The organism is Paenibacillus faecis (assembly GCF_008084145.1).
Lineage (GTDB): Bacteria > Bacillota > Bacilli > Paenibacillales > Paenibacillaceae > Fontibacillus > Fontibacillus faecis.
In genome coordinates this window covers 677,727-697,078 of record NZ_VSDO01000001.1, presented here as the reverse complement: position 1 = coordinate 697,078, position 19,352 = coordinate 677,727, and the positions used below count along the sequence as shown (strand labels likewise).

Here is a 19,352-nt window from a genome sequence, read left to right as displayed (position 1 = left end):
GAAGGCAATGTAACCCAAGGGTTCATCCTCGTAATTCATGCGAGGGTGGGCCCTTTCTATTTTGTCAATGAAAGGGAGGTTGCTTGGTGCCCATGAATAGACGGGAACTGCTGCTGAACCGGCTGGAGGAAATCGGAAACTCGCTGGAAGGGAAGGACGGTGCCTTGCTGCTGCTGGGCTTGGGGTCGGTCGGGTCGGAGTTGGGAAGGTTGGACGAATATTCGGACCTGGATTTTTTTGTAATCGTGGAGCCTGGCTGTAAAGCTCGATTTTTGAACAACCTGGATTGGCTGGAGGACGTTTATCCTTTGGCTTATTCGTTCATGAACACGGTGGACGGCCACAAGATCATGTTCCGGGACGGCATTTATGGGGAGTACGCGGTATTTGAGGCGAGGGAGCTGGATAACATTCCTTATCGGGGCGGAAGAATCGTCTGGAAACATCCGCGTAAGGCGGCATTTGAAGTTCCTCTCGCGAATGACAGGCTGATCCCCGACTCCAGACAGGAGGAGCTTGCTTACGCGATCAATGAAGCTTTAACCAATCTGTATGTCGGCCTCTGCCGGTTTGCCAGGGGCGAAAAATTGTCCGCGCTCCGGTTTGTGCAGGGAAGCGCGATCGGTTCGATCTTATCCGTATTACATCTGATTGAAAAAGAAAACGATCATTTCCCGGATCCTTTCGGGAACGAACGCAGACTTGAACAAAGGTTTCCGCGTTTTGCCACCCTTTTAGGCGGGATGCTGCTCGGTTATGAGCACGTCCCGGAATCGGCGCTGGCGATATTGAACTTTTTGGAGAGTGTTTACCCCGTAAACGAAAGGCTTAGCGAGGAGATACGGAAATTGGCGACGCCTGAGGAATGCAGGGATAATAAAATTAAAAATAATATGTATTGACTCTTTTTAAGAAGACATGATATTATAGATTTCGTTGCTGCGCTTCCTGCACAACGAAAAACGCGGTCGTGGCGGAATTGGCAGACGCGCACGGTTCAGGTCCGTGTGGGCTAACCCCCCGTGGAGGTTCGAGTCCTCTCGACCGCATCATACACCGCCTTGTAAACTCCAGAGATGATCTGGAGTTTTTTTAATAGCTTTGACCGGGAAGGACGGAGTCGGATGATGAAGGATATGAGCGTTGAAGCATTGGGTATGGAGAAGCTTGGGGAGTTTTTGGACTATTGCAGAAAGCACCGGAAGGACGTGGATGATTCGTTTTTATATGAAGAGGATTTGCGGGACTTTGCCATTCATGAAGACCATCCTACTTATATTGCGCTGAATTCGGCAGGGGACCTCGTTGGCGCGGCCTCGCTCATCAAGGATGCTTATCACCGCAAGGGTCGCCGGGGGCGGTTCCGGATATTTCATACCGAAGCGGAGGACCTAACGCTATACGAGCAACTATTGAAGTCGATTGTGCGGCACGGGGAAGGGCTCGACCAGCTGTTTATATTTGTGCCGACCCTGCAAGTGAGAGCGATGGAGCTGTTGGAGAGATTGGATTTCAAGCTGGAGCGGTATGCCTTTATTTTGGCTCATCACGATTTGGAAAAGCCGGCTTTCCGGGTGCCTGGCGGATACCGGCTGGAAGCTTTTCAAGCCGGGCGGGATGAGGAGGCATGGGCGAAGGTCCGCAATGCGGCTTTTGCCAAGCTAAAAGGGAATGAAACGCCGGTCACCCCGGAAATGGTGGGGCAAATGGCTGCGGAGGACGATTACCTGGAGGGCGGAATGCTGATGCTGTACCATGGGGATCGCGCCGTAGGCATCGTTCGCGGGGCGGATGACGAGTTTGAGGGGGCGCCGACCATGAACATCGGACCGTTTGGGCTTCTTCCCGAATACCAAGGGAAAGGGCTCGGAAGAATACTGCTGAGAGCGGCCATGGCGTTTGCGGTTGAGCGCGGTTATTCTCAAGCGGTGCTTTGCGTGAATGCCGAGAACGACCGGGCCAAAAATCTGTATTTGCAGGAAGGGTTCCGGCAGGTCGAAGCGGCGGCCAACTTCCGGTATGATATCGTCAAATCATTAATGACGGATTAATTTGCTTGTTGACTCTCTTGCGGATGCATGATATTATAAATTTCGTTGCTGCGAATTCAGCACAACGAAAACGCGGTCGTGGCGGAATTGGCAGACGCGCACGGTTCAGGTCCGTGTGGGCTAACCCCCCCGTGGAGGTTCGAGTCCTCTCGACCGCATCCGATAAGAATGAAAGAGCCCCTGAATTGTCCTTGCGGATAATTCAGGGGCTTTTTGCATATTGGGACTCTGTAAGTGCTGCTCATCACTTGAACTGAAGAAACTTTTTAGCAGTCGAGATGAGAATAATGTTGGCAGTCCCGTGTCGTATCAGGAAAAAAGTCTATTTGGTGCTGATGCCGCCGAGCATCTCGCATATTTGCGGAACATTGACGACATCGGGGTAATTTTGAAACATCAGTTTGAAAAGTACAGGCAGGCACATACTAGTATTTCCTCTCTCAATTAAATATTTTTTGTAGGAAGAAGGAGAAATGAGTGTAACAGAGAAATCATGTAGAAATGGAAAGGGGAATGCCTGTTTCAAGCCGCAGGTGGCAAGCCTGCATCATAACTTCGGTTTCCCAAAGCTCCCCCTCATCCGAGCGGGCTGCCCCCAATACCGTGACGTTGGCCAGGCAGAAGTATCATTATCCCTCATGCCGGGTTATCGTGATTCAACCCCACCACAGGTTGATTTTAGCCGGTAGTTTATCGCTCGTGTCAGAAACAGTTATGGCGCTACCGCTTCGTCGCTTCTGCAATGTCGCAGAAAAAGCAACCAATGTACGATGATATGAGTTGTCAGTATACTCGGCAGGGAGACGGCGCCAAGATTTTTCCAAGCAGTGATTTCAAAGATTAATGTGGTTACTAGGGCGTGCATGCAAACCGTAGTGTTCTTGTATTTGGGTAATAGACTGTATGATGAGAAGATACGAAATTCGTGACGACGAATGGGAAAAAATTAAGGACCTTCTGTCGCCGGAGAGAAAACCACAAGGAGGGAGACCCCCGAACGATCACCGCAAGATGCTAAATGCCATGCTGTGGGTAGCACGGACGGTTGCGCAATGGCGGGATTTACCAGAATACTACGACTCTTGGTCCACGGTTTACAGCCGCCTTCGTCGCTGGCAAAAGGCCGGCATATGGGAGCGGATTCTAGAACATGTTTTGATCGAAACTGACTGGGAAAGTGTGATGATTGACACCACAATTGTCCGTGTCCACCAGCATGGAGCGGGCGCAAAGGGTGACCCTTAAGTAAGCGTTTGGGCGTTCCAGAGGTGGACTAACGACTAAAATACATGCGATTGTAGATGCCCTTGGTAACCCGCTTCGCTTCCAATTGACGGCTGGACAACGTCATGATGCTGTGACCGGCTATGAGATGCTCAAACAAATGGATCTCTCGCAGAAACAAGTATTAGCTGACCGGGCTTATGACTCCAACCGAATTTTAAAGCTTCTTCAGGAACAGTCGGCCATTCCCGTTATTCCAAACAAAAAAAATCGCCACAAAGCCAAAAAATGGGACAAAGCCATTTACAAGGAACGGCATTTAATTGAGTGTTTTTTCAATAAAGTGAAGAACTACCGTCGCTTGACGACTCGCTTTGATAAACGGGCAGACACATTTGTGGCTTTTTTAACCTTAGCTTCGATTATGGTATGGCTCGCTTAGGGTTTGCATACACGCCCTAGAATAGTTAACTTGTTATAAGGTTGAAGTTCAGATTCCTTTCGAAGTACGAGCTTTAGGAAAAATAATATACAATTGGCACAAAATGTGAGGGAAAGAGAATGGGAGTCATTTATTCTATTAGTTTTATGTTTGGCAACATATTTGCTTATGCTCGATTACTTTCATTAACAAAACTAGTTATTCAAAAAAGGAACATCCAGCATTTTTATTCATTTTTACTTATTCTATTATCGCATCTGGTCCCGGCAATAATCGTTGTAATGTTTTTTCAATCGAACGTATCGATTTTTTATCATTTAATCATGATAGCTGCTTTAGTAATGACAGGAATTAGGTGGACAAAAATATGGTCTGAAGTTCTAGATAAGTTCGAAGAACAACTCGATCTCAATGAAAGCGCCCCGCCCTTCAAACACGCCAATATAAATCAAAGGCCAATTAAAGAGCAATTTATTTCGAGATTTAAGAAGCAGTTGATTTTATTCATTAACCGTATTTTAATCGCACTTTTTAAGCGCAAACTATTGATTGAAAAGTTGATGTCGGAAACTCTACTATTCCCTCCAAGCAAACGAATAGTAAAAATTTTTATGGATACCCAAGAACAGTTGGGGATGCACGGTATAGAGCTTTTTATAACAATTAGTAGTCGATCGCCAGGTTATGCATATTTAAAACCATGGTTCCGTAAAGGAAGGAACGCTGTTGTTTTAACGACTGAAGCTTGTGAAGAATTCTCAGATGAAGAGTTGAAAGCTTTAATTGCTCATGAATTGATACATATTAAGTATAAGGATTATGATTTTAAAAGTACTTTGTTTTCTACGAGTACAATTTTTTTGTTTATCGCTGGGATGCTCACTTATGTATATATCGTAGGCATTATTAGTGCGTACTTAGTCTATGTAGCACTTGTTTTGGTTTTAGCAATCCCTGTTATGATGATTGTTTTTTTGGGTATGTTAATTTACTTGCTGTACGCCAAACATGGATATTGGTATCAGATTCGAGAAATGCGTGCAGATAGAAAAGCATGTGAGTTAATTCCTGAAATCAGATTAGGGTTGATAAAGCTGCTTAAAAGAATGCAGAATGAAAATATGGAGACAAATATACCTTGGTATAGGAAGCTTCCGGAAAGATATAGCAGGTGGCATACACACCCTAGTTTAGACTACAGGATTCACTTACTTCAGAATTATAAGAAATGGTCATATAAAGAATATATAAGGCATTTCTTTCAGACATTAAAATGGGCAATTACTGGAAAAGGATGGAGTGGGGATTAATTGCTTATTGCAACGATGAGACTTGAAGTGTAAATGTCAACGCAAGAGTTGATTCCACAAAATACAATTAGTAGCCCTACGGTATTTGGGTGGGGGAAAACTGTGGATAGTCAGACTTCCCTCGATCCGAGTCTGTAAATCTTTTGTGTAAACTCCAAAACCGAATTACTAAAGAAGCAAATTAAAGGTTGGGGAGCACACATGGGTTTGTGGACGAAGGAGCAACTGTGGGCATTCATCAAGGAAAACAAGTTGGTAACGGCGCAGGACGCTCTGAATGCGCTGAAAAACTTCTTTGCGAAGACGTTTCAGGAGATGCTGGAGGCCGAGACGGACACTCATCTGGGCTACGAGAAGCATGAGGCGAAAGCCAAGGTCATGTTCAATAGCAGTAACGGCAAAGCAAGAAAACGGTTGTGAGGGGAGTAGTTGAGGAGGAGATTCAGGTGCCGCGTGACGGGCTCAGCGAGTTCGAGCCACTTGTGGTGAAGAAGTATCAATGGAACGTGACGGGCATTGAGGATAAGATAGTGGCTCTCTACGCCAATGGGGGAAGCACCCGGGAGATTCAGGATCACCTGCAGAATCTGTACGATATCGAGGTCTCGCCAACGCTCATTTCCAACGTCACAAACAAGCTCTTGCCGCTCATCAAGGAATGGCAGAACCGGCCGTTGCAAGGCGTTTACGCGGTCGTTTTTCTTGATGCCATCCACTTCAAGGTCAAGCAGGATGGCCATCGTGAACAAGGCGGCCTACATGGCCATCAGTATCGATCTAGACGGCAACAAGGATGTGCTTGGCATGTGGATCGGCGAGAACAAATCCGCGAAGTTCTGGCTTAGCGTCTTAACGAACTGCAAAATCGCGGGGTCCAAGACATCCTTATCACGTGCGTGGATAACCTCACAGGCTTTTCGCAGTCAATTTCCGCCTGCTACCCGAATACCGAGATTCAGAAATGCGTCATCCATCAGATCCACAACTAGACCCGCTATGTGTCGTACAAGGATTTAGAAGGAATTATAACAAATAACCATTATATACATATTCTGTAGATCCTTGCTTATAAAAGTTGTCCAAGCTTTGATAGATTCTGAAATCAAAATGATCAATATGATTTCTAAACATTTCTAACCTATCGCTTGATACTGTTATCAATGGCTTTCTTGTCTCCAAATATAGAAAACATTGCTCAAACAAAGCAGTTCCAATACCCATGTTTCTATAATTTTCATGTATTCTAAAGGTGCATATTTTTTTTTCATCTTTTGTTTTTTTTAAAATAGCTATTCCGGTTAAATAAGTTTTTTTTGTATCTAACATTTGTGTTAGAGCTATTATAATTTCACGTTTTCCATCTCTTAGCTCAACTTCTGGAATTACAACATTGTAAAACCAATGGTCAAATTTGGGATAGCAGTGCTCTAATTCCTTCAAATGATTATACAATTTGTCTTTGGATCGCTCCCCAATTTCATCAAACAAGAATTTCCGTAAAATTTCCGGCTGGATCGTTGAAAGTCCATGAAATATGTTTGTGTAATTCACCGCAGGGTCCTACTTTCTAAACAGACTTTGAACTATTTCACTTATCCAATCTCCAAAAATTCCTCCTGCTGCTCCGAAGATAATAATAAAAATTGTGTAGAGAAGAAGTATTAACCAGCTACTTTTTTGATACTGAAAACGTGTTAAGTCTGAAAAGCCTTCTAAGTATTCGTATTTAGGCATTCCGCTGTTATCACTATTAGTTTTATTGGCTTTTTTCTTTATATGATAAGCAATAATATTGTTTGTTGGCACGCTATCTATATAATCTTTCCATAAATCATTCTCTAGCATTCTACTATTTATACTCTCTCCATAATGGATTATCAGGTCATCTGCACTTCTTAATATTAAGTAATGAACAGCTAAAAGATTAAATTTGAGTCCTTTATTGAACTGTTCTCTTAGTTCCTCTCCACAGCTCCTAATATCATTTAATCGAAAGTCAATTATTTCTGTATTGGTGAACTGGTTACTAAAAATGCTAATGCCCTTTATTTGATCATTGATTAGGGCGATATCTTTTTTTTGTGCTTGAATTCGTATTCTGAAATAATATCTAGCTTTACTTCCTGGAGAGATATTTCCGATTCGTATTTTCAATATGGTACCTGGCTTGTCAGTGTTGCCACTTCTAATACAATTGCTAATCTCAATTTGGCTTTCTATCTCAAGGGAATAAATGGTGAAAGGGGGCTTGTCCTTTGTTCCGTTAACAGTTAGTCTTTTGGGTTCCCCATCTGTAGTGGTGAAATTTTCGTTAAAAATCGCATTCACTAGTTGGTTGTTAGAAATAATTGTCCCAAGATCTTTAATTTGCTCTTTCTTAATTGGAAAGGGGACATATAAGAAAATATCTTCAATTCCCTCAATACTTTCAATCAAGAATCCGAAATCAAAACAGTATTCCTTACTGCCATTTTTTTTTGTGACCATAGATTTATATGAACTGTTGCTTCTTTATTTTCCCTTATGTTGTTGTTTTTTGAAGAAGAGTACCAAACCGCAAAACTTCTCATGAAAATCAATGCTCCTTAGACAATATCTTTGACTTTGAAAAGTTGTTATATTCTACTCTGAATACGAAACTCAAAATGTCAATTCAAACTGAAGATACTACTGCTGCATGATTTCCATGATTAATTTTTAGCGAGTATCAAATAATGAATGTAAAATAATCAATCAATATAAGCAAAAGATTGAGGAGGAGTTGAATGATAAACATCGTTTAATTTTCTAGATTTCAAGTATTGCTTATACTTTTTAATTTTAATAGCGTACCCTTTTTCTTTCTCAGTAAAATAATCAAAGAAGAACTTTTCATCAATTCCGGCATCTGTTTTTGTCTCTTCCCAAAGGGTGTTAACATCCTCAAAAAGAATAGTATCAATTTCGAATTCTCCAACAACACGACTTACAGGGGCAGTAGCATAAATAATAACCCTGGAAATATCTTTACGTTTAAATATGGTTTTTCGATATTCGTATTTTTTTTCACCCGAAAATATCATTTCTACAAACTCTGGTTTAATTGACAATAATACGTTCATCAATTTGTGCCTCCTTTATGATGTCTTTAAAATTCTGATATGTTATTCTCATGAACCCTCGGGGGGCGGAATGAACACTTTTCAAAACGTTCAATTCTATTAATCTTTTCATATTAATTCGTTTAGGAAAGGAGTACGAATAGAGGAAATTAACTATAAATGGCCTAGTTTTTCCCCCGTTCCACCATTCCAAAAGTTCTTGGTCAGTAAAAACACTTCTTTTTTTACATAAGGCTATAAAGTGTTCAGAATCAGTTATATTTTTAACCACGCTTTCAACAATTCCTATCGTGGTTACTACGCTCTTGTGGTAACCACCAGTTCTATAGAATACTATAATATCCCCTGTCTTTAAGTTTCTTTCCATTGAACGAGATATAAATGCCTTACTTATGGCATTTCTAAAAGGCTCATTTTCAATAAAGTCAGCGGGCGATTCAGTACGTAGAATTGAGTCAGGAAAAAGATTGGTATGATATTCAGGATAGATCGGGCTCAAGAATACCTGCCTGTTTGAGTCAATATACGGAAACGTAAATTTAGGGTTGTAAATATCAAAGGCTTTCTGAAAATTTCGAGTAAAAACCAACTCGCTTTCATCTTTCAAGCCATGTTTTGAAAACCCATAATCACTGAGAAGGTTTATAAGTCTAATTTGCTCAATCCGCTTATCGAAAATAGTAACATAAATCTCATCAACCTTAAAAATAAGAGCATTGTCAATAATTATTTTTATAAACCGCTCTCCAAGTTTATAACCATTTAATGTTACCTTAAAAGTCCCGATTTTTAGTCGCCTTTTCTTTGGAAATGGTGGAGATATACTTGAGTAATCTTCATTTTCATCTTCAATTTTCAAGTATAAGAATGCAGCAATATTGTTGTCGATTTTACAAATATATGCAATTTCGTCCGCCTTTTTGTTAAACCATTTAGTGAACCCAGGATAATCTTCTTTCAAACTATCAAAAAAGTTATCATTAATATCAATATTACCTATATATTCTTTTTTTACAGATAAAACTTTATAACTAACTAGTTCAGGATGCTCATATGTAACTTTCTCTAAAAAAGAATCTATTGTAAATACTTTATCGGACAAATCTAATTTTGAAGCTTTAAAAGCAAGTTTACGGTCTTCTGTTATCAGAAGGTCTACTCGCTCAGTTGCTAGCTCATTTAGCAATTTTGTGTCATTAATATCATTATCATTTTTATCATACTGTTTTGAAACGATATTGATGGCTTCAGTCCAAGGCGCCTCTGTTTTTAGGCTATGGTAGCTAGTAAGTTTTACTATCATAGAATTAACAGTTTGGGGGTTTTTGTACTTTTTTATTTCCTCAACTGTTACTGGGTGGATACATTTTGTATATTTGAGTCTATCAAGCCATCTAAAAAGTATACCTATATCATTTTTTTGGACATTGCTAGTTTCTCGATGGATAACAATGTTGGTATCTAGAAGAACTCTCATTTACTATATCACTCCCAAATTAGTGATAAATTGAATTAGCGATGATGAGGATTCGTCACTACTATTAAAAATATATATAGGTATGCTAAACTTTTTGGCTATATGTCTTGCGTAAGCTGTTTCTTCATTCTGAAATTGTTTAAGAAATTTAAGATCATATTCTTCATCGTCACGATTTTTAAGTCTTGAAGCAATATTTTTAACTGAATCTGTTATCACAATTAAGGCTGCTGGTTTTATTACCTTAAAAACAGCTTCGGAGATTTTAGATATATTTTTTTTACCATCAAGTAAGCAGAAGTGTCCATCGAGTATCATCCAATGTTTCTCTGTTTCTAATTGATTGAGGCCTTCGATGAGGAAGGCTTGATTAATATTAATATTTGGGATTAGTTTGTTTGAGGGAAGGTTCTGTTTTTTCATATTTGATATAATTTTGCTCGCTGAATGACTCTCCAATTGAAGTTGATGTGATAGTTTGTTACATAATGTTGTCTTTCCAACTCCGTGAATGCCACCAATAAAAATTATATTGTCCACATTAGTCCCTTCCACAAAATACGACTTTTTACCTGATCATACCATGAAGGTGCATATTTGGGAATAGGATATTACTATGTCATAGGTCTTTAGATACAGAATTCTGGTCTCTATAAGTACTTTGTATTACTATACAGTATAATTCCTCTTCTCAATAACGGTCATATGGAGGGGAGTATTGCAAATGAATTGGGTGGATAATTCTATCCATTGCGCGCTAAGATTCGCCCTAAGCCGTACAATTCGAGGCTCGATATTACGTCGTAGACTTTACAATAATACTGCAATGTAATAAAGTAGGATCTCACTATGTTTCATGTGCGTCTTCTTCTATAGTTTCCTGACGCTGTTTTTCCATTAAATATCGCAATAACGGAAGCTCTGCCGCTTAAGGATGTCACATTGCGGTATTACTTTACGGTTGACGGGGAGCAACCGCAGAATTTCTTCTGCGACTGGAGCCAGGTCGGCAGCGCCAACGTGACCGGCCGCTTCGTACGCTTGCCTGCGGCGTTGGCCGGTGCCGATCATTACGCGGAGATCGGATTTACGGAAACGGCCGGAACGCTGTCACCGGGACAGAGCGTCGATTTGCAGATCCGCATTTCCAAAGCGGATTGGAGCAATTACAGCCAGAGCGACGACTATTCCTTTGACGCTGTGGCCACGGCTTACGCCAAAACGCTGAAAATCACCGGATACGTAGGCGGAGAACTGCAATGGGGCATCGAGCCTTAAGAGAGGTGCGTGTCACTGGAATGGAATGGGTATGGGGGACCTCCATACCCATTTCTTTTATAATCTCCCCTGGATTTATCGTTTGAAAAACAGAGAACGATTCGACAAGATTAAACAGGAATCGATCGCACTAACAACGAATAGGATAGAATGGAATATATGGATGAAATTACTTGATCGGTATTTAGGAACCTACTATTATAGTAAACGAATGGGAAGATATATAAATTGATGTGAAAACTATCACTTGATTCAAGTGATCTTCGCATATTTGCATATGATCATTTAAAAAAGGGGGGGAATCCGTTTGCGCAAGTTTAAGTTAACATCAATGCTGCTTATAGGTTTACTTATAGTTGGATCGGCAGGTTGTACAAGCTCGCCGGCGGCTAATACTACAAAGTTGAAGGTAATGACTTACGAGAAAGAAAACAGATACTTTAATAATCAATACGGTGACATGTTCCATGCCCAGAACGGTTCGATTAAGATTCAGCTTGTTAGACCCAAAAGGATAGAACTTGAGAAGACGGCTTCAAACTATGTGCAAGCTCTTGAGCAGTCTATCGAACAAGAACAACTGGATGTTCTTTACCTAAGTATTGATGATTATAAGCGGTTATCAGCTGCAGGGTTCCTGTTAGATCTTGAACCGCTAGTGGCGCGGGATCACTACAATATCGACACGATTTATCCTTCGATCATCAACTTTCTTAGGGAACAAGGCGGCGGGAAGTTGTATGGGTTTGCGCCCACATTCCAGCGACAAGTCATCTTTTACAATATGGACCTGTTTGATCAATATGGAATTGAGCCGCCACACGACGGAATGACTTGGCAAGAACTGATCGACTTAGCAGGACGATTTCCTACCGATGGAGATGAGCAATCCAGGATATACGGGGGATTCACGAGTTTCGGGTTAGACAAAGAAAGCCCTCTAAGAGAGTTAGGTACGCGGATAGGTTTATCTATGGGATTAAAGGCAGTTAACCTTGATACAATGAAAATCACAATGGATACAAAAGGCTGGAAGCAAGCGTACGAACAAGCTAAAAAAGCACTATCTACAAATGCCCTGCACAAGGGAGGATTTAACACGGATGAGAATTTCGACGGACAGCAACTTTTTGCTAAAGGGCGGCAAGCGATGTTGATCGCTGATGAACCTAGCTGGGCCTATAGTGTACTTGACTATGTAAAAAGTGGGGAATCAGGGGTTAAGCCATTTAGGGTGGGTATGGTGGTCGGTCCAGCTGATCCGTCTAATCGAGAAATAACCAGAGATCTGAATTTGGGGAATGACTATGTTTATGCAATTCGGGCCAATTCCGCCAATGTAGATGCCGCATGGGAATTGTTGAAGTTTATGCAGGGTGATGACGTTGCAAGCAAATTGGCGAGAAGACCGGATCATGGCATTCCTTCACGCATGGGTCAAACAAGCGATTATTATGGGATTAACCTGGATGGATTTTATCACTTAACCTCCGTGCCGCTAAGTAATTACTATGATGATCCTGATAGTAGTATGATTACGGATGAATTCAAGGAAAAATATGAAGAGATTACGTATCGGGAATGGACCCAAGTAGAGAGGTCTCAAAAATCCCTTGATGAAGCGCTACAGACGATTCAGCGAGATGCACAAGTTGACCTTGATGAAGCGAACCTTGCCAGGAAGGTTAATGAAAAAAATGGAGGGAAAGAGCCGGACAAAAGCATGGCAAAGGAAAAGATGACCGTCAATTGGGATGATTTTAAGACAGTACCTTTTAAATGACTATGCTATATGTTGAGCGGAGATAGGAGACGATGATGAACAGATCATGGTTGCAAGTAGTTACGATGTTTGTTGTTAGTTGCCTGTTAGTAGTAGGTTGTACAAGGGTGTCTATGGGTCCGCTTGAATCCAAGGAAAATCAAGAGACGACTACGCTTAAGGTCATCTATCCGGATTTGGAATTATTCTACAAGCAATATGGGGATGGGTTCACCACGCTTCATAATCATATCCAATTTGAAGTCATCAGCGATGCGAACATTTACACAGATATGGGTGATAAAACGAAGGAAGAGGTGTATGCGGAGTTTATCCGAAAAGAACAGCCGGATATTTTGATTCTGGATGCTCCTCAGTTTAAACGTCAAATTCACGATGGAAACCTGACTGAACTTGATTCGCTTAGTACTAGAGATAAGTATAATCTGGATGGGTTCGTTCCCGGTCTCGTTGATCAACTTAGAGAAATAGGCGGTGGTCAATTGTATGGGCTTACTCCGTCGTTTTCGAGCAAGGCGATATTTTACAATAAAGATCTGTTCAAGAAAAATGGCATAGCGTTCCCATCTGATGGAATGAGTTGGTACGATATGATCGATCTTGCCCGTCGTTTTCCTACTGAAGGGGATAAACAGACACGAATATATGGATATAGCGGTGGAGATGTGTATGAAGCCCCCATGGATCTAGTTACACTGATTGATAAGATGAGTCGGGCTGAAGGATTGTCGATCGTGAATACAGATAAGATGCAGGTGACCATAGACACAGATGCGTGGAAAAAAGTGATTCAGACCGCAATTCAGGCAGAACAATCGGGCGCTATTTTTAATTCTATGGATGAATTATTCACAAGTGGAACGAAAGAGGAGTTTTATAATAGCCAACCATTTCTCATGGGGCGTTCTGCTATGCATATTGGATCTGTAACGTCGCTAGTACTTATGGATCACTTCAAGCATGATTTGAACGATTATGTTCCCTTTGAACTGGGTATTGCCGCTGGACCCGTCGATCCCCTTGATCCAACATCAACTTATGTAACTCCAGGGGATATATTCGCCATTAACATAACATCAGTCCATCAAGATGCCGCATGGGAATTTATTAAGTATGTGTGCGGTGAAGATTACGCTCGAGCTGGCTCCGAGTCCAATGAATTGTTGTTAGGTCAACAGTTGATATTAAGTCGATCCGGATTTATGAAGGACTACGAAGGAACTAGTTTAGAGCCGTTCTATTCGTTGAAATCAAGATTTCCAAGTCGTAGTGATGATTGGAACAAGCTGCCCGATCAATTTTTCAACGAGTTTGCTGCGATCTTAAGTCGAGAATTAGAACTTGTGGAAAAAGAACAAAAAAACCTTGATGAAGCAGTAGCAGCAATAAAGTCCGAAGGGCAAACGCTGCTTGATCAATCTGTAAAGAAGTGATAGCCCAATAGCCGCAAGGGCGGCAGGTTATAGAAATAAAAGCAGGAAAATCCCAAATGAAGGGGGCAGAGATGGAGATGAACCAAACCGTTGTTTTGGACCATTTGACTTATCTTTTGAAAGAAAAATTATCGGACACCCTTATAGGAATTTATTTGCACGGATCTATGGCCATGGAATGCTTTAATCCTGCTCAAAGCGATATAGATGTATTGGTAATTACAAGAGAAAAACAACCCATCGGTATCTACAAAGAAATTGCAAGAAATTTAATCAGGATCGAAGATGAGATGAATTTAAAAAAGGGATTTGAATTAAGCGTAGTCTTGGAAACATACGCTGCTAACTTTGTCTATCCAACCCCTTTCGAATTTCATTATTCCTCATTTCATAGAGAGAAGTACAGAACGGATGAGAGTTATTTTTGCGGGGGATGGGAAGATCCGGATTTGGCCGCTCACTTCGTCATCACTTATCACCGTGGAATCGTCCTGTTTGGTCAACAAATAAAAGACGTAATAAAGCCTATAGATAAGAGCTATTATATCCAATCCATTAAATCTGATATTGAGGATGCGCTGGAGGGGATTATTCACAACCCTGTTTATTACGTTTTAAATCTTTCTAGAGTTCTATACTATGTAAGAGATTCGGTCATTTCTTCAAAAAAAGAGGCAGGAGAATGGGCGCTGGACTTCGTACCGTCCGAGTATAAAAATGTAATCGCTCAATGCCTTGCAACTTACAATAACAATGAAGTGGAAAAATTAAGATTTGATGAGCGAACGTTATTGAATTACGCAACGTATATGTTGAATGAAATAGAAGAATTGACAATATAACCATAGTGCATTATACTCCAGACCCTTTAGGTGAAGGAGCAGTGGTTGGATGGAGGAGATTCTCATGAAGTTGTTTATTCATACGGATCCAATCAGGTTTGAAGTGGGATACGAATGGGGTTATGGTCCGTGCAGTGAAATCGTTGATATGATTTTGTCCTTTTGGGGGAAGAACCAGGAATTGTTGTTCGCTTACCGTGAGTTGGACAGAGACAAAGATGAACACAAAGATGAGATCTCAGAAGACCTTATTGAGGCCTTCCACGCAGATATTTTATATGACGAAGATGGAAAAATGGAAAAACAGATCTATGAAATATTAGTGAGCAGTTCTTACGTAACTGACCCTAAGATAACTATGGAGCAATTGCTCACGAAGTTTAGAACGGCAGATTTAAAAAACGTGGATTCTTCTACAAAACAACAAATCAAAGAGGTTCTCTATAAATCGTACACCATATATGAGTTGATGGATGAACCATCTGAGACACAATCTTTTATTAACGAAAGGATCAAGAGCGAGAACTCCCTTTGGCTTTCCCATTACAATAAGCCAGATCATTTAAAACGTATTCTTTGGTATAAATTGTCTTCAAGGGAGGAGGTAGTAAAAGCCATTGAAATAAACTTTTGGTTCAGTTGTATGCTAGTGGACCAGGGAGCACCACTCGAAGAGTACAATTATTTTCTTACATATACGGAAGAACACGGTGACATTGGTGAGCACGATGGCATGGTGCTCTATATTAAAACAAAGAAACTAATTGAATTCATGGATTTAGTTGTACCTAAGTTAGAAAGTACGTTTGGAAAAATCGATATTATTATTTAGTGATGATGGAGTCAGACAAGCTGTCGTTTCCTGATATACATAATAAATTCTATCTGGAGGACATTATAGACGTGGGATACGAAGTACACATAAGAAGAAACGATGAATAAGGACTTGTGAAGTTGGCCAGAGTGGGGTGAGAACCATTAAAAAGTCTGATCAAATACAGTTATGCTTTGATGATAAAGGCGGAGAAGTTGAAGTGCTTGATGTTGTTTTTATTGACGAAGATACGGTAGCTCTCGAAGAGAATCCTATTTTCAATGATCAGGTATCCTATGGCGATATTGTTCGAGTTAAGAAAGTTAAGGAAGTATATTACTACATAGAAACGATTAAAAAATCAGAACTCATCAAACTTTCTTGGTTATTGAGCAAGGAAGTTAGCGAATCACAGGAATTAGAGAATCTTAAAGATAAAGTAACTAAAAATGCAGGGCGATGCGAGCGAGTGTTTGGAGGCTTGTTATTATTGAATATTCCAAAAAAGTTCGAACAAGAAATAATCAGAGAAATGAAAATAATCTTGAACACAGAGGGATAACTAGGATGAAACGATTTTTGAGTAACTTTTCAAAGGAAAAAGGCTGAAAAGATATTTGACCATACAGCACTGATGGAGGCAGCAAGAGCTGGAAAGCTAGAAATAGTGAGATTGCTTATAGAACATGGTGCGGATAAAGCAATTAGAAATAAGGAAGGATCAACAGCGATTGAACTAGCTAAAGCTAAAGACTATAACGACATCGTAGATTTTCTTCGATAAACAGAGCGATTCTGAATCATTTAAGAAAACAGTTGCTACGGGGCAAATTATAATGAGCGTTAATCTTTGGGATAAGCTCTTTTGATGTTGGTTCTGTTTAAAAGATAATCGGTACTTGTTTGATGGAAATCAGCTATTTTAATGAGTATGGCGGTTGGAATGTCAACTTCACCACGTTCATAATTGCTATAAATACGTTGACTGCAGTTTAGATATGCAGCAATTTGAGATTGTGTTAAATCTTTATCTTCACGCAGACTTCTAATTCTCGGGTACATGTCTAACACCTCCATCATAAAGATACTCTAGCGAGTTATTCGCTATTGAGTTTTAGCGAAAAAATCGCTAAAATGTTTTGTGAGGAACTTAATGAAGGTCTGGGAGTGGTGGGGAATGAGTAGCCTATTAGAGCAACTGTATTTTGGGGAAATTAGACCAGAAGAAATAATTGTGCCAAAGAATCCGGAGTATAAGGCACTTAATAACGAAATATCTGACTCGAAGAAGCAATTAATGATGCGGCTTTCAGAGAATGACATTAAACTTTTTGAAAAAACATTTGATTTAATGGGGAGATCTTCTTCCATATACTCAACCGAAGTTTTCATCTATGGATTCAAAATGGGTATTCAAATGATCACTGAAGCCTATTTTGGTGAATGAGGAGATAACAATGAAAGTTTTTAGAAAGAAAATAAAATCATTAAATGTTAAGAGCATGTTGTTTTTTTGTGTAGTACGAGTGAAATAATTGCATTAAGATGGTTCGTAGCTGCCTAGGCGGTTACGAGCTTTTTTATGCGGTATGTGGGTTTAAACTACAGCAAACTATTTAAATTTGTAAATATACAAAATGCAGTAATAGGTGTAAAATGACATTACTTGAGACGATCGGACGGGCATATGGCCTATTTTCAATATGTTTTGTGAATAAAAGCGCAAAGTGGCGGAAGACGTCTTAAGTAAAGTAGGCACATTGCCATACCAATTTTACTTAGAACACATAGGGGAGAGAGACAACTATGAAGTTTGGAGCAACAAGAAAAATGATGATGCTGTTGGCGCTGGTGCTTGTTGTCAGCATAGTGGGCGTGGCGTGCGGCAGCAAGACGGAAAATGCCAACACAGGCGGCGCGGGCAACGCACCGGCGGTGAAGGAGGCAGCGGGCAACACACCGGCGGAACTGCCGGAGCTGTCGCTGGGCCTTTTGCCTTCGATTGACGCCATTCCGTTCATTATTGCCCATGAGCAGGGCTTTGATCAGAAGCGCGGGGTGAACCTGAACATTCAGACGTTCAAAAGCGCCAAAGACCGCGATGTAGCTTTTCAAGCAGGAAAAGTTGACGGGCTGAGCGCCGATCTGGTCGCCATTTCGATTTACAATGAAGCAGGACTGAACGTAAAAATCACCAGCACGACCTTCGGGGAATTCGATCTGCTGACCGGCAATAACGAGATTCAGGACGTGAAGGATCTGAAGGGGAAAACCGTGATCCTGTCCAAAAACACCTCCACACAGTACACTGTTGCCATGATGCTGAAGCAGGCCGGTCTGACGGAGAAGGATGTCCATGTAACGGAAGTGCCGCAAATTCCCACCCGGCTGGAGCTGCTGAAAAATAACAAAGCGGACGCGGCGGTTTTACCGGAGCCGTTCGTCACGATGGGAAAAGCGTCAGGCCTGCGCGTGCTTAGCTCCACGAAGCAGGCCCAGGTGAACCCGTTCGTGCTGGCCTTCCCGCAAAGCGCGATTGATGCCAAGCCGGAAGCGATCCGCGCCATGTACGCGGCCTATGACGATGCGGTGGCGTACATGCAATCCCATGACCAGAAGGATTACATCGATCTGGTGATCAAGGAGGTCGGCTACCCGGAAACCTTGAAGGACCAAATTGAGGTGCCGGCTTATATCCCGGCCAACCAGGTCGATGTCAAAGAGGTCGAGGCGGCGTTTGCCTGGGCCCGCGAACAGGGACTGCTGACCAAAAACATCACCCCCGAAGAAGTGATTTCCGATGTCCAGTTCAAAAAATAGCGGACTGCGCGTAAAGGAACTTGAGGTTGCATACAAGAGCGGGGAACTGGCGCTCGGGAGAGTGGATTTCACCCTGCCGGAGCATGGAATTTACACCATTCTTGGGCCATCCGGGAGCGGAAAATCCACGCTGCTTCGCGCCGTGTCCGGCCTCCTGCCGGAATACCGGGGCGAGCTGCTGTTCAATGGGCAGCCCCTGCGCGGACAGGACGTTCTGATTGGGCTGGTGCCGCAAAATTACGGTCTCTTGCCCTGGAAGACGGTGAAGGCTAACATCAGGGTGGCGATGAAGATCGCTAATCCTAAGGAGCAGGAAAGGCGGGCCCGGGAGGAGCAAATTGACCGCTGGCTGACTGCGATGGGCATTCCGGAGCTGGGGGAGCGTTATCCGCTGTCCATGAGCGGGGGGCAGCAGCAGCGGGTCGCGATTGCGCGGGCGTTTGCGATTGCGCCGTCTATTCTTTTGCTGGACGAGCCGTTCTCCGCGCTGGATGTTATGACGCGGGAAGCGCTGCAGCAGTTGTTTCTGGAGCATTGGCGGGCGAACCCGACCACAGCGCTGTTCGTGACGCATGATGTGGACGAAGCCATTCTGCTCGGACAGAAGGTCATCGTGCTCCCGTCAAACAAGAGCGAGGCGCCGGAGATGATTGACAATGAGGCGGTATTTGGGTTGGATCATGCGGAGAAGCGGGCCAGTGACGCCTTTTTTGCCCAGATGAAGAGAATCAGAAAGGTAATGCAGGAGAAATGGTGAATAAACGGCGGCTCAACCAT

General features: G+C 41.9%; 21 protein-coding genes, 2 tRNA genes and 2 pseudogenes. 19 read left to right on the top strand and 6 right to left on the bottom strand.

Annotated features, from left to right (window positions below; genetic code table 11):
- The first annotated feature begins 92 nt into the window (after nt 1-92).
- The 9 genes and pseudogenes from FRY98_RS03195 (at nt 93) to FRY98_RS03160 (ending at nt 6,016) form a co-directional block, all read left to right on the top strand.
- Entirely contained in the window at nt 93-902 is an 810-nt protein-coding gene (locus FRY98_RS03195) for a hypothetical protein (protein ID WP_148451161.1), read from the top strand.
- Between the two features lie 62 nt (nt 903-964).
- Nucleotides 965-1,049 (top strand) — tRNA-Leu (locus FRY98_RS03190).
- 75 nt (nt 1,050-1,124) lie between these two features.
- Entirely contained in the window at nt 1,125-2,051 is a 927-nt protein-coding gene (locus FRY98_RS03185) for a GNAT family N-acetyltransferase (protein WP_170287009.1), read from the top strand.
- Between the two features lie 72 nt (nt 2,052-2,123).
- A tRNA-Leu gene (locus FRY98_RS03180) sits at nt 2,124-2,209 on the top strand.
- A gap of 745 nt (nt 2,210-2,954) precedes the next feature.
- Complete coding sequence (locus tag FRY98_RS29175; protein ID WP_148450292.1) at nt 2,955-3,296, top strand: IS5 family transposase; 342 nt, start codon at nt 2,955-2,957, stop codon at nt 3,294-3,296.
- A gap of 16 nt (nt 3,297-3,312) precedes the next feature.
- A pseudogene (locus FRY98_RS29170) lies at nt 3,313-3,717 on the top strand (IS5 family transposase); the annotation flags it as partial.
- Nucleotides 3,718-3,836: 119 nt separating this feature from the next.
- Nucleotides 3,837-5,027, top strand: a complete 1,191-nt coding sequence (locus FRY98_RS03165) for a M48 family metalloprotease (protein ID WP_148450290.1) — start codon at nt 3,837-3,839, stop codon at nt 5,025-5,027.
- 201 nt (nt 5,028-5,228) lie between these two features.
- Nucleotides 5,229-5,447 carry a transposase gene (locus FRY98_RS29410; RefSeq protein WP_420819691.1) on the top strand — a complete coding sequence of 73 codons (219 nt, stop codon included), beginning with the start codon at nt 5,229-5,231 and terminating at the stop codon, nt 5,445-5,447.
- Nucleotides 5,444-6,016: pseudogene (locus FRY98_RS03160) on the top strand (IS256 family transposase). The gene FRY98_RS29410 and the pseudogene FRY98_RS03160 overlap by 4 nt, the downstream one beginning before the upstream one ends.
- Nucleotides 6,017-6,050: 34 nt before the next feature.
- Here FRY98_RS03160 and FRY98_RS03155 read toward each other — a convergent pair.
- From FRY98_RS03155 to FRY98_RS03135, 5 genes are all read right to left on the bottom strand, one after another.
- The gene (locus tag FRY98_RS03155; protein ID WP_148450289.1) at nt 6,051-6,578 is read right to left on the bottom strand and encodes a GNAT family N-acetyltransferase; all 528 of its coding nucleotides are present in this window, start codon (nt 6,576-6,578) and stop codon (nt 6,051-6,053) included.
- A gap of 9 nt (nt 6,579-6,587) precedes the next feature.
- Nucleotides 6,588-7,514: a hypothetical protein gene (locus tag FRY98_RS03150; protein WP_148450288.1), complete on the bottom strand. Its 927-nt coding sequence runs from the start codon at nt 7,512-7,514 to the stop codon at nt 6,588-6,590.
- Between the two features lie 242 nt (nt 7,515-7,756).
- Nucleotides 7,757-8,128 carry an ASCH domain-containing protein gene (locus tag FRY98_RS03145; RefSeq protein WP_148450287.1) on the bottom strand — a complete coding sequence of 124 codons (372 nt, stop codon included), beginning with the start codon at nt 8,126-8,128 and terminating at the stop codon, nt 7,757-7,759.
- Nucleotides 8,106-9,605: a PIN domain-containing protein gene (locus tag FRY98_RS03140; RefSeq protein WP_148450286.1), complete on the bottom strand. Its 1,500-nt coding sequence runs from the start codon at nt 9,603-9,605 to the stop codon at nt 8,106-8,108. The genes FRY98_RS03145 and FRY98_RS03140 overlap by 23 nt, the downstream gene beginning before the upstream one ends.
- Nucleotides 9,606-9,608: 3 nt before the next feature.
- The gene (locus FRY98_RS03135) at nt 9,609-10,145 is read right to left on the bottom strand and encodes an ATP-binding protein (protein WP_170287008.1); all 537 of its coding nucleotides are present in this window, start codon (nt 10,143-10,145) and stop codon (nt 9,609-9,611) included.
- Between the two features lie 363 nt (nt 10,146-10,508).
- On the opposite strand from FRY98_RS03135, the gene FRY98_RS03130 reads away from it, so the two are divergent.
- The 7 genes from FRY98_RS03130 to FRY98_RS29405 all read left to right on the top strand — a co-directional run bounded on the left by FRY98_RS03130 (nt 10,509) and on the right by FRY98_RS29405 (nt 16,539).
- Nucleotides 10,509-10,883, top strand: a complete 375-nt coding sequence (locus FRY98_RS03130; protein WP_148450284.1) for a cellulose binding domain-containing protein — start codon at nt 10,509-10,511, stop codon at nt 10,881-10,883.
- Between the two features lie 307 nt (nt 10,884-11,190).
- The gene (locus FRY98_RS03125; protein WP_148450283.1) at nt 11,191-12,666 is read left to right on the top strand and encodes an ABC transporter substrate-binding protein; all 1,476 of its coding nucleotides are present in this window, start codon (nt 11,191-11,193) and stop codon (nt 12,664-12,666) included.
- Nucleotides 12,667-12,698: 32 nt separating this feature from the next.
- Nucleotides 12,699-14,099, top strand: coding sequence for an ABC transporter substrate-binding protein (locus tag FRY98_RS03120; protein WP_148450282.1), 1,401 nt, complete (start codon nt 12,699-12,701; stop codon nt 14,097-14,099).
- A 71-nt stretch (nt 14,100-14,170) separates the two neighbouring features.
- Nucleotides 14,171-14,941 carry an aminoglycoside adenylyltransferase domain-containing protein gene (locus FRY98_RS03115; protein WP_249043319.1) on the top strand — a complete coding sequence of 257 codons (771 nt, stop codon included), beginning with the start codon at nt 14,171-14,173 and terminating at the stop codon, nt 14,939-14,941.
- Nucleotides 14,942-14,990: 49 nt separating this feature from the next.
- On the top strand, nt 14,991-15,773 hold the full coding sequence (locus FRY98_RS03110; protein ID WP_148450281.1) for a hypothetical protein: 783 nt from the start codon (nt 14,991-14,993) through the stop codon (nt 15,771-15,773).
- Nucleotides 15,774-15,909: 136 nt separating this feature from the next.
- Complete coding sequence (locus tag FRY98_RS03105) at nt 15,910-16,317, top strand: DUF4265 domain-containing protein (RefSeq protein ID WP_170287007.1); 408 nt, start codon at nt 15,910-15,912, stop codon at nt 16,315-16,317.
- Nucleotides 16,318-16,368: 51 nt separating this feature from the next.
- On the top strand, nt 16,369-16,539 hold the full coding sequence (locus tag FRY98_RS29405; RefSeq protein ID WP_420819694.1) for an ankyrin repeat domain-containing protein: 171 nt from the start codon (nt 16,369-16,371) through the stop codon (nt 16,537-16,539).
- A gap of 59 nt (nt 16,540-16,598) precedes the next feature.
- On the opposite strand, the gene FRY98_RS03095 is transcribed toward FRY98_RS29405, so the two are convergent.
- Nucleotides 16,599-16,817: a helix-turn-helix domain-containing protein gene (locus FRY98_RS03095; RefSeq protein WP_211373248.1), complete on the bottom strand. Its 219-nt coding sequence runs from the start codon at nt 16,815-16,817 to the stop codon at nt 16,599-16,601.
- A gap of 115 nt (nt 16,818-16,932) precedes the next feature.
- Here FRY98_RS03095 and FRY98_RS03090 point away from each other — a divergent pair, with 115 nt between their 5' ends.
- The 3 genes from FRY98_RS03090 (at nt 16,933) to FRY98_RS03080 (ending at nt 19,332) form a co-directional block, all read left to right on the top strand.
- Nucleotides 16,933-17,202, top strand: coding sequence for a DUF6809 family protein (locus tag FRY98_RS03090; RefSeq protein WP_148450277.1), 270 nt, complete (start codon nt 16,933-16,935; stop codon nt 17,200-17,202).
- Between the two features lie 359 nt (nt 17,203-17,561).
- Entirely contained in the window at nt 17,562-18,575 is a 1,014-nt protein-coding gene (locus tag FRY98_RS03085; RefSeq protein ID WP_148450276.1) for an ABC transporter substrate-binding protein, read from the top strand.
- Entirely contained in the window at nt 18,556-19,332 is a 777-nt protein-coding gene (locus FRY98_RS03080; protein ID WP_148450275.1) for an ABC transporter ATP-binding protein, read from the top strand. The genes FRY98_RS03085 and FRY98_RS03080 overlap by 20 nt, the downstream gene beginning before the upstream one ends.
- The last annotated feature ends 20 nt before the right edge of the window (nt 19,333-19,352 follow it).